13 protein-coding genes are annotated in these 13,728 nt (G+C 59.0%); 9 read left to right on the forward strand and 4 right to left on the reverse strand.

The window, feature by feature from the left end; genetic code table 11:
* Nucleotides 1-14 precede the first annotated feature (14 nt).
* The gene (locus WFR25_RS07180; protein ID WP_336969750.1) at nucleotides 15-653 is read right to left on the reverse strand and encodes a TetR/AcrR family transcriptional regulator; all 639 of its coding nucleotides are present in this window, start codon (nucleotides 651-653) and stop codon (nucleotides 15-17) included.
* Between the two features lie 359 nt (nucleotides 654-1,012).
* Between WFR25_RS07180 and WFR25_RS07185 the strand changes: the two genes are divergently transcribed.
* From WFR25_RS07185 to WFR25_RS07225, 9 genes are all read left to right on the forward strand, one after another.
* Nucleotides 1,013-3,436, forward strand: coding sequence for a TonB-dependent receptor (locus WFR25_RS07185; RefSeq protein WP_336969752.1), 2,424 nt, complete (start codon nucleotides 1,013-1,015; stop codon nucleotides 3,434-3,436).
* 63 nt (nucleotides 3,437-3,499) lie between these two features.
* The gene (locus tag WFR25_RS07190; RefSeq protein ID WP_336969754.1) at nucleotides 3,500-4,675 is read left to right on the forward strand and encodes an acyl-CoA dehydrogenase family protein; all 1,176 of its coding nucleotides are present in this window, start codon (nucleotides 3,500-3,502) and stop codon (nucleotides 4,673-4,675) included.
* A gap of 15 nt (nucleotides 4,676-4,690) precedes the next feature.
* The gene (locus tag WFR25_RS07195; RefSeq protein WP_336969757.1) at nucleotides 4,691-5,473 is read left to right on the forward strand and encodes an SDR family NAD(P)-dependent oxidoreductase; all 783 of its coding nucleotides are present in this window, start codon (nucleotides 4,691-4,693) and stop codon (nucleotides 5,471-5,473) included.
* A 24-nt stretch (nucleotides 5,474-5,497) separates the two neighbouring features.
* Complete coding sequence (locus tag WFR25_RS07200) at nucleotides 5,498-6,703, forward strand: acetyl-CoA C-acetyltransferase (RefSeq protein ID WP_336969759.1); 1,206 nt, start codon at nucleotides 5,498-5,500, stop codon at nucleotides 6,701-6,703.
* Between the two features lie 8 nt (nucleotides 6,704-6,711).
* On the forward strand, nucleotides 6,712-7,665 hold the full coding sequence (locus tag WFR25_RS07205; protein WP_336969761.1) for an enoyl-CoA hydratase/isomerase family protein: 954 nt from the start codon (nucleotides 6,712-6,714) through the stop codon (nucleotides 7,663-7,665).
* Nucleotides 7,652-7,969 (forward strand): 2Fe-2S iron-sulfur cluster-binding protein, encoded by a 318-nt coding sequence (locus WFR25_RS07210; RefSeq protein ID WP_336969762.1) that lies wholly within the window; start codon nucleotides 7,652-7,654, stop codon nucleotides 7,967-7,969. Before WFR25_RS07205 ends, WFR25_RS07210 begins: the two co-directional genes overlap by 14 nt.
* Nucleotides 7,970-7,971: 2 nt before the next feature.
* On the forward strand, nucleotides 7,972-8,688 hold the full coding sequence (locus WFR25_RS07215) for a PaaI family thioesterase (protein WP_336969763.1): 717 nt from the start codon (nucleotides 7,972-7,974) through the stop codon (nucleotides 8,686-8,688).
* On the forward strand, nucleotides 8,681-9,214 hold the full coding sequence (locus tag WFR25_RS07220) for a flavin reductase family protein (protein ID WP_336969764.1): 534 nt from the start codon (nucleotides 8,681-8,683) through the stop codon (nucleotides 9,212-9,214). The genes WFR25_RS07215 and WFR25_RS07220 overlap by 8 nt, the downstream gene beginning before the upstream one ends.
* A 37-nt stretch (nucleotides 9,215-9,251) precedes the next feature.
* The gene (locus tag WFR25_RS07225) at nucleotides 9,252-10,049 is read left to right on the forward strand and encodes an enoyl-CoA hydratase/isomerase family protein (protein ID WP_336969765.1); all 798 of its coding nucleotides are present in this window, start codon (nucleotides 9,252-9,254) and stop codon (nucleotides 10,047-10,049) included.
* Between the two features lie 31 nt (nucleotides 10,050-10,080).
* Here WFR25_RS07225 and WFR25_RS07230 read toward each other — a convergent pair whose 3' ends face one another.
* From WFR25_RS07230 to WFR25_RS07240, 3 genes are read right to left on the reverse strand one after another with little or no spacing between them, the layout of a single operon-like run.
* Nucleotides 10,081-10,815 carry an SDR family NAD(P)-dependent oxidoreductase gene (locus WFR25_RS07230; protein ID WP_336969767.1) on the reverse strand — a complete coding sequence of 245 codons (735 nt, stop codon included), beginning with the start codon at nucleotides 10,813-10,815 and terminating at the stop codon, nucleotides 10,081-10,083.
* A 24-nt stretch (nucleotides 10,816-10,839) separates the two neighbouring features.
* Nucleotides 10,840-12,567, reverse strand: a complete 1,728-nt coding sequence (locus WFR25_RS07235) for a thiolase C-terminal domain-containing protein (protein ID WP_336969769.1) — start codon at nucleotides 12,565-12,567, stop codon at nucleotides 10,840-10,842.
* Entirely contained in the window at nucleotides 12,474-13,706 is a 1,233-nt protein-coding gene (locus WFR25_RS07240; protein ID WP_336969771.1) for a cytochrome P450, read from the reverse strand. The genes WFR25_RS07235 and WFR25_RS07240 overlap by 94 nt, the downstream gene beginning before the upstream one ends.
* Nucleotides 13,707-13,728: the final 22 nt, after the last annotated feature.

Here is a 13,728-nt window from a genome sequence, read left to right on the forward strand (position 1 = left end):
GCGAGACACCTCATTTATGTGATGTGTTCTGCGTCGGCCGATGATCCCTCTGCAATCTCGAGGAAAGAGATAAGCGTTCCCCTAATTTTCTGATCTACCAAACCGGCTAAGCTGGCTACAACGCCGTAGATTGCATGATCAAGAAATTGTTTATCGTCGATGTCGTGGTGTACCCAAAGTTCTAAAAGCCCAAGAAATTGAGCTTGAAGCGATATCGTGGCAAATTCTTTTTGCCGTGGCGCATTCAGCAACCCGCCAGCTGGTAAAGTCTCTACAGCTATCCGCCAGAAGCCAAGAGATCTATTCATGAAATCTGGGCGATGAACTTCATCATCCACACCAAGCAGGACCCGATAGAGCGGACGCATGTAATCTGGATCTTTTACGAAGATATTAACCGCGCTTGTCGTCGCTTCGACCACATGATTAAGTCGATTAGGGCTTTTGAAGGAAAGGCCTTCTGTGATGATCGCGTCGAGGCTTCGGAACAGCAAAGCGTAAAGGAGCCCCTCCTTTGACCCGAACAAGTTGAACGGGGTAGCGGGAGCGACTTCGGCGGCCGCCGCAATAGTCCGAACCGAAAATTCGGTACCTCCCGTGTCACGAATGAGCCTTTCGGTGGTATCAAGGATGCGCTTTCGGCGTTCCTCCATCTGTTTTTCTCGAAGTCTCATCTCTCCCCGATACCATTGAGATTTTTTCCATGCAACGGCGGCGCGGCCAAGAAACGAGTGGTAAGTCTTGGGTCTTGCGAACGGGCTATTGCACGCGGAGGCGCTTGCTCAGAAGGCGCTTGCATAGATCGTGAGCCAATGTTAGAGCGTGGTATATCGAACGGGTGGTCTTACATTGATACGCATCCTGAACAGAGGCCTTTAGAGCCGAGAAGAGGATGACTGGTCGGCCAATCCACTAGCTGGTTGGCGCTCGTCGTAGACGCCCTTCGTGCGGAGGCGCAACGAACAAAACGATAATCGCGCTTTGACGCGGCAGGTGTGGGAGGATGTTTAGAATGAAGCACTTTCAAAATTCAGATACGGTTGCGGCTCGGAAAGTCGCTCTGCGAAACTTCGCGAGCCTGGCGGTGATCGCTGCCGCCGTTACGGCTAGTCCGCTCGCGGCGCAGGTTACAGATGCAGCGCAGGTGCCAACGATAACGGAGGCTGCGCCTCAGGCGGCGGCCGAGCCAGCCACCACCGGGGCTCAATCAAGCCGGGGCAGCATATCGGACGACATCGTCGTCACTGCACGCCGCACTGAGGAGCGACTTCAGAACGTTCCCGTAGCGGTGACCGCCTTTGGGACAGAGCAGCTTACCGAGCGCAGAATCTTGACGGAGAGTGATCTTCAATCCGTCACGCCCGGCCTCACCGTTCGGCAGAGCAGCTCGTCGAACCAACTGAGCCTTTCGCTTCGGGGTCAGTCGATTGACGCCTACTCTTATTCTGCTCCAGCCGTACTTACCTACTTCAATGAGGTCCAACAGGGCGGCGTCACCGCTACATCGTTTTTCGATCTTCAATCTATTCAGGTCGTCAAAGGGCCGCAGGGCACGCTGTTCGGCCGCAATGCGACTGGTGGCGCGGTCTTGTATCAGACGCAGGCGCCGACCAGAAATTTTGAGGGCTACGGCCGCGCAGGCTATGGCAATTACGACAATCGGGAATTGGAAGGCGCGATCAACGTACCGCTGGGTACGTTCGGTGCCTTCCGTGTCTCCGGCAAGCTGCAGAAGCGAGACGGGTTCCAGCACAACCTCTACAATGGCGGCAGGCTCAACAGCGTCGACAGTCAAGTGATCCGCGGCAGCCTGCTGATTGCGCCCGAGGGATCAGGATTTGAGAACAAGACGGTATATCAGCACGGATTCTTCGGCGGCAATTCGGGCGGGATCAAGCTTCAGAACTTCTATACGCCCGGGCAAACGAACAACGGCAACGCTTTGAACGCGACTGCTGCGGCCTTGTACCCGGCCGGCTTCATCAACTTCACGACGGATGCGCGCGTCCGGCAGCTTGGGTTCGATGGCATCGCAGATTATCTGCAGAAGCAACAAAAGATCGGTTTCTACGATTTCTATAACGACGCGGACGGGCGACACCGCGCCAAGCAGGATACCGTGTCAAATACGACGAGCTTCGATTTATCCGATAATTTGGTCATCAAAAACATCTTCGGATATAACAATGTGGTTTCGCGGGACAAATCGGATGTCGACGGGTCACCCTTCCAGATCGTGACGCTCGGCGCCGCCGATACGATGCGCTTCAACTATGTTTTCCGTACGCGTCAGGTCTCGGACGAGTTGCAGCTGCAAGGCAAGGCGTTTGACGAGAAGCTGAGCTACATCTTTGGTCTCTTTGGGTCGAAGGAGACGCAAGGACAGCAGGCACTTTACAACATCGGTGGAGATTATCCGCAGCCCGGCCCGGCCGGCGCTCCGTTCCAGTACAACTTCAAGAGTATCGACAAGTCGAGAGCCGTCTTTGGCCAAGCGACATATGCTGTTGCTCCTGAGTTAAATGTCACGCTTGGCGGGCGATACACGTGGGAAAAAATCCGCATCGAGCAGCTTCCCGGCGACCTGTACCAATCCATTGGCATCGGCCCCAGAAGCGAGAAGTTTTCAAAGCCGAGCTGGAATGTTGGCATCGACTACCACATCACTGACAGCCTGATGGTCTACGCGAACCATCGTGGCAGCTGGCGCACCGGTGGATTTAATGGCACGAGCCTCGATACGATCGACGGCGTGATGGTTCCGAATGCGTTCAAGCCAGAAACGACCTACGATTTTGAGATTGGCGCGAAATTTGCTGGCCAGATCGGCGGTTTGCCTGCTCGCTTTAACGTCGCCCTTTACGATCAATATGTGAAGAATGTTCAGCGGACTGTGTATATCGCGGTCACGGCTGTCAGCGGCAATGTTGCCAAGGCTCGGGTGACTGGAGCGGAGTTGGACGGCCAGATCACCTTGGCATCCTGGCTGCAGGTTGGCGGCGCATTCAATTACACGAACGCGCGTTATACGGACCCCGACGCCACTGTCGGAAACTTCACACTCGCCTTCGGTCCCTACGGAGACACGCCGAAATACTCGGGTTCAGCTTATGTTCGGGCCTCGGCAGATCTGCCAAACGGTAACGGAGAAGTGGTGGCCCGTGGGGATCTCTACGCCCAGTCCGGAAACTTCTACACCAACCTCAACGACAGTCTTTCCCCCGGGACGCGGATACCATCCTATGCCCTGTTGAATGGGCGTTTGGAGTGGAACGACATCGCCGGAAGCAGAATCTCGGCGGCTGCGTATATTCGCAACATTACTGACAAGAAATATTATGCGGGCGGGCTTGGCCTTGGCGCTGTCGTTGGCACGAACGGCACTTTGACCGGCATGCCGCGCATGTATGGGGCCGAAGTCTCCTTCAAATTCTAGGAACGTCGCCGCGTCGTCTTTTTCCACAGGAGGCGGCGCGGCCCTTGCAATAAGAGACCAGTCTTGCTCGAGCGCCAGTTCACCGACGACCAGCGGCAGTTCCGCGATGCTTATCGACGTTTCCTTGCGGACGAGATCGCGCCGCACATGGAGCAATGGCGCGAGAATGGCATTGTTGACCGTGCAGCGTTCCGGAAGGCCGGGGCTCTGGGATTCCTTATGATCTGGCCCGACGAGGAACTGGGCGGCCTCGGGGATACTGATTTTCGGTTCGAGCAGATCATCATCGAAGAACAACATTACGCACTGGTCGCCGACTGGTTTGCACCTTTGCATAGCCGGCTGGTTGGCCCCTATTTTACCCGATTCGGGTCTCCCGAGCAGCAGCGACGGTTTTTACCGCGATGCGCTTCGGGCGAGCACATCCTGGCGATCGCAATGACGGAACCCGGGACAGGGAGCAATGTCGCAGGTATCAAGACGACCGCCGTAGATGACGGAGACAGCTTCGTTCTGAACGGCAGCAAGACCTATATTTCCAACGGAATCAATGCGGACATCGTCATCGTGGCAGCGAAGACGGGTGCCGCTCAGTCCCGAGACATCGGTCTCTTCGTCGTCGAGCGAGGAATGCCAGGGTTCGAGCGTGGGCGTATGCTCAAAAAAATGGGAAATAAGGCTCAGGACACCGCAGAATTGTTCTTCGAAAATGTCGTTGTTCCCAAGTCGAATGTGCTTGGCGATCCGACGCAGGGTTTTCGGTATCTGATGGAAGGGCTCGCTGAAGAGCGCCTGATTGGCGCGGTCGGCTTTCTGGCCGCAGCGCAAAAGGCCTTCGACCTGACCGTCGAATTCGTAAGCGATCGAAAGGTCTTCGGGAAATCCGTCAGCGAGTTCCAGAACACCCAGTTCAAATTGGCTGACCTGCGTACCAAACTGGATATTCAACAGGTCTATGTTGACCAGCAAGTTGCGGCACTCAACGCTGGCAAGCTCACAGCCGTCGACGCGGCGAAATCCAAGCTCGCCACCAGCGAGTTACTTGCAGATGTCGTTGACGCAGGTGTGCAATTTCACGGGGGAGCCGGCTTCATGGACGAATATCCCATCAGCCGGATGTACTGCGATGCCAGAGGCGCGCGCATTTATGCCGGCACGTCCGAAATCATGAAGCTGATCATCAGCCGCAGCATTTTCTCGGACCGGCTCGAACCCTTTGTCGACCGTTCGGCATACTGATCGTCAGGAGACGTCATGAATATCAATCAGAATTCCGCTGCGGTTGTCACAGGCGGCGCTTCCGGTCTCGGAGAGGCGACGGCGAGGCGGCTCGCTGCGGCAGGGGCGAAGGTCGCGCTGTTCGACGTCAATGAAGAGAGGGGCGCCATTGTCGCGCAAGCGATCGGCGGCATATATTGCCGAACGGACGTAACGTCCGACGATTCCGTCGCTGAAGCCTTCGCTAAAGCGCGCGCCGCTCATGGCCAGGAGCAGATCCTCGTCAATTGCGCCGGCATCGCAACGGTCCGTAAGACCGTTGGCCGCAAGCGCGAGACCGGGGACGTTCAGCACTACCCGTTGGCGGAGTTTGAGCGAGTGATTGCTATCAATCTCGTCGGCACGTTTCGATGCATCGCTCAGTCGTCAGCTGGTATGCTGTCGCTCGAACTTGGGGAAGATGGCGAACGCGGAGTCATCATCAATACCGCCAGCGTGGCAGCGCAAGACGGTCAGATGGGCCAGGTTGCCTATACAGCGTCCAAAGCCGCGGTGCTCGGTATGGCGCTGCCGATTGCACGGGACCTGATGGGCGAAGGCATTCGGGTTAATACGATCGTGCCCGGAATTTTTGAGACGCCGATGATGGCGTCCCTGCCCGAAGCGGCGCGCGTCTCACTTGCAGCATCGGTGCCGTTTCCAAAACGGCTGGGCCGTCCCGAAGAATTCGCCGAGATGGCTTATGTCATGATCACCAGCGGCTATCTCAATGCCGAGGCAGTCCGGCTCGACGGTGCGATCCGAATGGGACCGCGCTAACAACATTGGAACAGGAGCCACCAGATGGCTGAAGCCTATATTTACGATGCGGTGCGGACTCCGCGAGGGCGGGGCAGGCCTGATGGAGCACTTCACGAGATTACCGCGCTCTCCCTTGCCAGCCAGGTTCTTGACGCGATCCGTGACCGGAACGGGCTCGACACCGGCCTGGTGGACGATGTCATCCTCGGTTGCGTGATGCCGGTGGGCGAACAGGGTAGCGACATAGCCAGGATTGCCACGCTGACGGCAGGCTATGCCCAGCAGGTCCCGGGCGTCCAGATCAACCGTTTCTGCGCGTCGGGCCTCGAAGCGTGCAACATGGCGGCAGCGAAAGTGGCTTTTGGCGAGGCACGCTTCGTGATCGCCGGCGGCGTTGAGTCGATGTCACGTGTTGCGCTCGGTGCTGATGGCGGGGCGATGATGGTCGATCCAAGCTTCGCATACGACCATTATTATGCGCCGCAGGGGATTGGGGCGGATATGATCGCGACGACCAACGGGTTCACGCGCCATGATGTGGATAGCTACGCTGTCAGCAGCCAGCGTCGAGCGGCTGTAGCCTGGCGAGAGGGACGCTTCGAGAAATCGATCGTCCCTGTCCTCGATCAAGCTGGCGCGGTCAGGCTTGCGCATGACGAGCATATGCGACCGGACACGGACGTGCAATCACTTAGTGTCCTCAAACCAGCTTTCGCCCGCTCGGCCGAGGCTGGCTACGCAGCGGCCGCACGGGCTCGTTACCCAGATATGCCGCCAATTGCGCACGTGCACCACGGGGGAAATTCGTCCGGCATCGTCGATGGCGCGTCAGCGGTACTGATCGGCACCAAGGCGGCGGGCGAGGCTGCAGGATTGAAGCCGCGCGCGCGGATCGTAAAAACTGCGTCCATCGGCAGCGAGCCGACGATTATGCTTACTGGGCCCGAATTTGTCACCGCCAAGATTCTCGAACGAGCCGGTATGTCGATCGGCGACATCGACCTGTTCGAACTGAACGAGGCCTTCGCGGCCGTCGTCCTGCGCTATCAACTCGCCCTGGGCATCGATCCGGAGCGACTGAACGTCAACGGCGGTGCGATCGCGATGGGGCATCCTCTGGGCGCTACTGGCGCGATGATCCTGGGAACCGCCCTTGATGAACTTGAGAGGACGGGCAGGGGCACCGCGCTGATAAACTTGTGTGTGGGTGCCGGCATGGGCACCGCAACCATTATAGAGCGGGTGTGAGAAGGATCATGGAGAACTTCGCAATTACGGTTGACGATACGGGGATCGCTACCCTTTCCTTCGATGTGCCCGGCAAGTCGCTCAACACCATCACCGCCTCGGTCCAGACGGATCTCGATAGGATCGTTGAGCGATTGAGGGGCGATCCTGCCATCGTTGGCGCGATCCTGCGTTCGGGTAAGGCGACAGGCTTCTGTGCAGGTGCCGACCTGAAAGAGATGCTCGGCGACATCGAGCGCTGGCGTGGCTGCGACACGCCTGAGGAGCGCGCTGTCGGCGTTGCTGATGCAGGAGGCCTCAGCCGCCGTATCCGGGCGTTGGAAACATGCGGAAAGCCGATCGTGGGGATCGTCGAGGGTCTGGCGCTGGGTGGGGGACTGGAACTGGTGCTGGGTTGCCATCATCGGCTTGTCGTTGACAATCCGGACCTGAAGCTCTCGTTTCCCGAGGTCGGGATCGGGTTGCTTCCGGGCGCAGGGGGCACGCAGCGATTGCCACGCCTCATCGGATTGTTGGCCGCTATGCCGTATCTGCTTGACGCTGCCCCAATATCGCTCGCGGATGCGATTGCGGGCGGTATCTTCCATCGGGCGCTGCCGGCAGACGCGCTGACGGACGCGGCACGACGCTGGATCCTGGACGGTGGCAGCGCCGTCGCTCCCTGGGATGAAAAGGGCTTCAAGCTTCCGGGCGGCGGTCCCAACACGCCGTCAGGCTATGCGCAGTTCGGCCCAGCAATCGCAGCAAGATTGGCCGGGGGGCACGCGACGGCTCCGGCGGCCATCCTCAAATGCCTTTACGAAGGGGTTCAGGTGCCGATCGACGCGGGCCTTCGTATCGAGAACAGATATTTCTTCAATACTGCCCGGTCTGAAGAGGCGGCAGAGCGAATCCAGTCGTTCCTGCAAAGCAGATCGTCCCGCCCCAAGCCTGTCGAAGGGAACGCTCGTGGTACAGATTGAGGTAGAGGATCGGGAAGGCACGGTCCATGTCCTTGCCGCCGATGCAGGCATCAGTCTCATGGAGGCTATTCGCAATGCCGGGATCGATGAATTGGTCGCGCTGTGCGGGGGGTGCTGTTCATGTGCGACGTGCCACGTCTTTGTGGATCCGGCCACTTTTGCGCGCCTCCCGGCAATGTCGGGGGACGAGGACGATCTGTTGGACAGCTCAGACGCAAGATTGCCGCTCTCACGGCTGAGCTGCCAGATCATCCTTGATGAAACGGTAGTCGATCTTCGCGCGACCATCGCGCCGTCGGATTGACGATGTCGACAGGGGCCGTGGATGCATCGGAATCGGGCGATGGAAACCCACCGCCCACCGGAAGCTGGCTGACCGATGCCGATGATGCTGAATTACTCGCGCACGACGCGCGATGGACCATTCGGCGACGGGCATCCGCTGCGCTTCGATCGCTCGGCTATATCGTCGCGCGGGGTGATCTCGACGTTGCGGCGCTTGAGGCGATTGAAGATGTCGTCGAGCGTCAGCTCGCGGCCGTTGCCGGTGTGCCGGATATGGGCGACCGGACCGAGTATATGCGAGCGAGCGGAATCGAGGGGCCGCGCAATCGCCTGGCGCTTGAAATGAGCGCGGTTGCGGGCCGGTCGAATCCGTCGAGCCTTCCGCTCACCTTGTCCTATGGCGATCAAAACCAACTCATCGGCACGTTCACACCATTTGCCTGTCATGAAGGACCGCCTGGTTTCCTGCATGGTGGCCTCATCGCCGCACTTTTCGACGAATTTCTCGGACTTTCGCAAACAGAGTTGCAACGACCCCCGGCGATGACCGGGACGCTGACGGTTCGGTACATCAAGCCGACACCACTGGCGCGGCCTCTCCATATGACGTTGAGCGAGATCGTGTCTGACGGCAGAAAGCGCTTTGCTAAAAGCGAGCTTTGGGCGGGTGCGGAACGCACCGCCATTTGCGAAGCGATTTTCATTGAGACGCATGACGAGGCGAGTGCTGATGGCTAGGGAGAATGTTCTGCAGGGACATCCGGAAGCGGTGGCGTCCGCTTTCAAGGCGGGGCTGAGGCGTCTCGCAACGACTGTTTCCTTGGTGACCGTGAATCAGGATGGTGGCTGGGGAGGTATGGCGGCGACCGCCGTCATGCCGATGTGTGCTGAACCGCCTACTCTCTTGGTCGCAGTCAATCGCAGCGCGTCGATCCACCCCTTTATCTCTGAACGCCGGCATTTCTGCGTTAATTTGCTGGCGCAGCGGCACGCCGAGTTGGTCTCCATTTTCAGTGGCGGTGCGAAGGGCGCGGACCGTTTCAAGACAGGTAACTGGGAAAACGGACCGGGCGGCCTGCCCATTCTTACGGACGCGCTCGCGCGTTTCATCTGCCGGACGCAAACCATGGTTGATGTCGGCTCGCACACGCTCCTGACGGCACTGGTCGAGGACGTGGACATGCAGGGGGAAGTTCATCCCTTGCTGTGGATCGACGGTGATCTTGGCGCGGTCATGGTAGCAAGCAAGGTGATCACATCCTGACCCGCTTCAATCTTCCTCATTCCATAGGAAATGGCCGATGACCACCACCATACAGTCTCCTGTGGCGCTAGTCAGGAATGGAAATGTCGCGCGTATCATACTCAATCGGCCAGAGGCCGCCAACGCCATCGACATTGCGACGGCGAATGCGCTGCTCGACACGGTGCTTCGCGTCGAGGAGGATGATACGGTCCGCTGCGTTGTCCTGACAGGGGCCGGCAAATTATTCTGCGGTGGAGGGGACGTCGCGTCCTTTGCCAGCGCGGGCGGGGAATTGCCAACACTGCTCAAGCAGCTGACTGGCCCGCTGCACGCTGCAATAAACCGCATGCTGCGGATGCCAAAACCCCTGGTTGTTGCTGTAAATGGTACGTCGGCAGGAGCCGGACTGGGGCTTTCGCTCATTGGCGATATAGTCATCGCGGTGCAGAGCGCGAAGTTCGTGCCTGCCTATGGCGCCATCGGTCTGACGGCCGATGGTGGACTGACCTGGCTTCTGCCGCGGCTGATCGGAATGCGGCGCGCGCAGGAAATGATGATGACGAACCGGTCGGTCAGTGCAGAAGAGGCCGTGCGCTGGGGCCTGATCACCCGCGCCGTCGAGGCCGAAGTTTTCGAGCAGGACATTCAGGAAACGGCCGAACGGCTTGCGGCCTCGCCGGTCCGTGCCATCGGCCGGCTTCGATCGCTACTCCTGTCTAGCCACACAAACGCGGTCGAAACCCAGATGGAACTCGAAGCTGCAACGATGGCTCAATGCGGGCGCGATGTGGAGGCACAGGAGGGGATCGCCGCGATGCTACAGAAGCGAAAAGCCGACTTCTCGCTTCTCTGATCCGAACATGCACCCGCTGGCGCACCGGCGGTCACAACAAAGTGAAGCCGCCGTCGATATTGATCGAGCATCCCGTCAGAAACGCCGACTCGCCGCTCGCCAGGAAAACCGCCATCCGGCCAACCTCGCCCGGATCGGCGATGCGACCCATCGGGGTCGCCTGTTCCAGGCCGCGGATGAAGTCAGCGGGCAGTGCTTCTAACATGGCGGTCCTGATGACGCCGGGGCATATGGTATTCACCTGGATGCCGTAAGGTGCGCATTCGACCGCGGCCACCTTGGTTAGCTGCATCACGCCCGCCTTGGCCGCGCAATAGGCGGGCATATTCGGCATGACCACCGAGCCGGCGATTGAGGCGGTATTGACGATCGCGCCGCCGCGTTCCTTCAAATGGGGGATCACGTGCTTGATGCCGAGAAATGTTCCGCGCAGATTGACCGCCACAACGCGGTCGAATTCCATGTCGTCATAATCCTCGATGGACGTCTGTTCGCCATCGAGACCGGCATTGTTGCACAGAATGTCGATCTGACCGAATGTATCAATGGCAGCCTGCAGCATGGCGTGCACGTCCGAGGATACCGAAACGTCAGCCGAAATGCCCAATGTCATCGAACCGAGTTCTGCCGAGGCATCCTGAGCACGATTGCCAAGATCGGCGATAACGACCCGGGCACCCTCCTCGATGAACGCCTCGACGATCGCTCTCCCGATGCCCGACGCACCGCCGGTGACGACGGCGACTTTACCCTGTAATCTGTTCATCTTATTTTTCCTCTCCGCTAAGTTCTAACGCCTTAGGATCATGCAACTGGCGGGAATTCCTCCACCGCTCGAAACGAGCGCGACGTTGCAGTTGGGTATTTGCCGTTCCCCGGCTCCGCCGCGCAATTGAAGCATGGCTTCCTGCAAATGACCGTATCCGTTGGTTCGTCCGGCCGACAGATGCCCGCCATGCGGGTTAAGCGGCAATCCGCCACCTGGCGCGATGCACTTGCCGCCGTCGAGAAACGCGGTCGCCTCGCCGATGCCACAGAAGCCGAGCGCTTCGATCCAGGACACGACATTGAAGGTGAACCCGTCGTAGAGCAGCGCAACGTCGATATCCTCCGGCCGCATATCCGTGCGGCTCCATAGATGCGCCGCCGGGCCGAAGACATTGGGCTGATGGGTCAGCGTTCCCTGATCCCAGGACTGAACCTCGGTGATTCTCGTGCCCACTGCCTCAATTCTAGTGGCCGGATTGGGCAGGTCATCTGCGACAGCGGCTGACGAAACGACGAAGGCGATCGCGCCGTCGCACGGGATGTCGCAGTCGAGCAGGCCAAAGGGTGTCGAAATCAGCCTCGCTGCGGCATAGTCCGCCATCGTAATTGGATCGCGATAGATGGCGTCGGGGTTCCGCATGGCAGCCTGGCGCGCATTGACTGCGATCCAGCCCAGCATGTCGCGGTCGGCCCCGAATCGCGCCATGTACCGCGACGCGTATAGCGCGATCCAGTTTGCGGGTGATGCGGCCCCGAATGGCACCCGCCATGACAGTTCGCCAGCAATGCGCCCGGACGGCCCGCGAACTGAAGGTCGGGCGGCTTCGGCGAATGTCGTGAAGCAAAGAACATGTCGGCATAGTCCTGACGCTACTGCAAGCATCGCGTCGATGATCGTGCCGGCCTGCCCCGGTATTTCTCTGGCACCGCAATGCCAGACCGGACGGATGCGGAGAGCCTGTTCGAGCGCACGAAATCCTCCGGACGAAATGCCGGGAAGGCCGTCGCTGCCAGGATATGCACATACGCCGTCTATGTCGGCAATCGACAGGCCAGCATCGACGATGGCGGACGTACACGCTTCCACACATAGCGACAGCGCAGATCGGTCGAGCCGTCGCGCGATGGGCGAACTACCGTATCCGCTCAACACAACGCTGTCTTCGAAACGCTTCCCGATCATCGGAGGAGCGGCGATTGTTTCGGGTAGATCGGATGTGGGAGCAGCCGGCTCCGTCTCCGGTGTTGGATCGGGGACGAATACCGGGATCCAGATATCGTCCTGCTGCAGGAAACGCACCGAGACGCGGTCACCGATCCTCACCGTGTCGAGGTCGGCGTCCACGATGTTGGTGGTCAGGCGAACATCCGGGTCCTCGACCAGACCGACGATGGCGATGATGTATGGCGGATCATAACCTGGCAGCCATTTTTGGTGATTGATTGTCAGGGCGAGCACCGTTGCTGAACCCGAGAGCGACTTATATTCATGGATCGCCGCCTGGCAGGCATCGCAAAACGCAAGGGACGGGTGGCGAAGTCGCCCGCAGTGCATACACCAGCCAACCCGCAACTCTCCTGTTGCGCCACCCTGCCAAAAATCGGCTTCGTGTCGGTCTGGGACGGGTAGGACGCGATACGCGGTGGCGATCTCCATCACGCGGTGACGCGTACGGGGAGCGCCTTCAGGCCGCGCGAGAGGAGCTGCGGATGCCAGTCGAGTTCGCCGTCCAGCTCTATGCTGCTCCATTTTTTCAGGATGGCCGGAATCGCGATAGCCGTTTCCAGCCTTGCGAGTTGCAGCCCCATGCAACTGTGCAGACCAAAGCCAAAGGCGATGTGTTTGCGATCCCATGCGCGCGTGAGATTGAGCGTATCTGCATCGTCGAAATAGGCAGGGTCGCGATTGGCTGCCGCAAGGATGAGAAAGACCCGCTGACGGGCCTTCATCGGAATGCCGAGCACGTCTGTATCCGTTCGAACCACTCTCGTGACCGCCTTGCCTGATCCGTCATAGCGCAGGAATTCCTCGACCGCGTTCGTGATCTCGACATCCCCACTGCGAATCGCAGCCATCTGACCGGGGTTGCGAAGTAACGCCAGTATAGCGTTGCTCATCAAGTTGGCGGTCGTTTCGGAGCCCGCGAAGATCACCAATATGCAGGTTGCGATAATCTCATCCTCCGTCAGCCCGTCGTCCTTATCGCGCGCTTTGATCAATTCACTCAGCAGATTGTCTTCCGGTGTTTCGCGATACCGCGTAATCAGGTCGCGCACGAAAGCAGAGAGGTCAGCAACCCCTTCAGCGAGGCTCTCATATTTGCCCGGATCCTCAAGGCTCGCGCCGACCACGGGGCCAAACAGTCGATGCCAGTCGGCAAAACGACCACGATCCTCCTCGGGAATGCCGATGATTTCCGAGATGACGGATGCCGAGAAGGGACCTGCTACGTCTTCCAAAAGATCGATGTGGCCATTGTCGGGAGCCTGATCGATCACGCGATCGAATAAGGTCTGAAAGCGATCGGTAAGCCGCGCCATCGCTTTGCTCATGAAAGCTTGGTTGACGAGCATGCGGAGACGAAGATGCTTTGGCTTATCATTAAAGACCAGCCAGTCGGCCAGTATCTCGAACGCACGACGTACCGCAGCGGGCGTGTCGGGGCCGGTTAATTTCCGATCGATGAAGGGCCGAATGCGGTCTGACGAAAAATTCTTGTCATCGCGCAATGCAGCCGTGACCTGTTGGTAGCCGGTGACGATCCAGGACCGCGAGCGCGTATCCCAAACAATCGAATTGGCATCGCGCACCTTGCCAAAATAGCTGTGCGGGTCGCGCACTGCCTCAGCTCCCACGATATCAAGCTCGGCTGTTGGGATGTCGTTCACTTGTCCACTCCTTATCCGACTG

The organism is Sphingobium aromaticiconvertens, from assembly GCF_037154075.1.
Classification (GTDB): domain Bacteria; phylum Pseudomonadota; class Alphaproteobacteria; order Sphingomonadales; family Sphingomonadaceae; genus Sphingobium; species Sphingobium aromaticiconvertens.

Coding starts and splice junctions, on each gene's coding strand:
- WFR25_RS07180 (WP_336969750.1), bottom strand. CDS start 653: ATGGAGGAACGCCGAAAGCGCATCCTTGATACCACCGAAAGGCTCATT.
- WFR25_RS07185 (WP_336969752.1), top strand. CDS start 1,013: ATGAAGCACTTTCAAAATTCAGATACGGTTGCGGCTCGGAAAGTCGCT.
- WFR25_RS07195 (WP_336969757.1), top strand. CDS start 4,691: ATGAATATCAATCAGAATTCCGCTGCGGTTGTCACAGGCGGCGCTTCC.
- WFR25_RS07200 (WP_336969759.1), top strand. CDS start 5,498: ATGGCTGAAGCCTATATTTACGATGCGGTGCGGACTCCGCGAGGGCGG.
- WFR25_RS07205 (WP_336969761.1), top strand. CDS start 6,712: ATGGAGAACTTCGCAATTACGGTTGACGATACGGGGATCGCTACCCTT.
- WFR25_RS07215 (WP_336969763.1), top strand. CDS start 7,972: ATGTCGACAGGGGCCGTGGATGCATCGGAATCGGGCGATGGAAACCCA.
- WFR25_RS07220 (WP_336969764.1), top strand. CDS start 8,681: ATGGCTAGGGAGAATGTTCTGCAGGGACATCCGGAAGCGGTGGCGTCC.
- WFR25_RS07225 (WP_336969765.1), top strand. CDS start 9,252: ATGACCACCACCATACAGTCTCCTGTGGCGCTAGTCAGGAATGGAAAT.
- WFR25_RS07230 (WP_336969767.1), bottom strand. CDS start 10,815: ATGAACAGATTACAGGGTAAAGTCGCCGTCGTCACCGGCGGTGCGTCG.
- WFR25_RS07235 (WP_336969769.1), bottom strand. CDS start 12,567: ATGGAGCAGCATAGAGCTGGACGGCGAACTCGACTGGCATCCGCAGCT.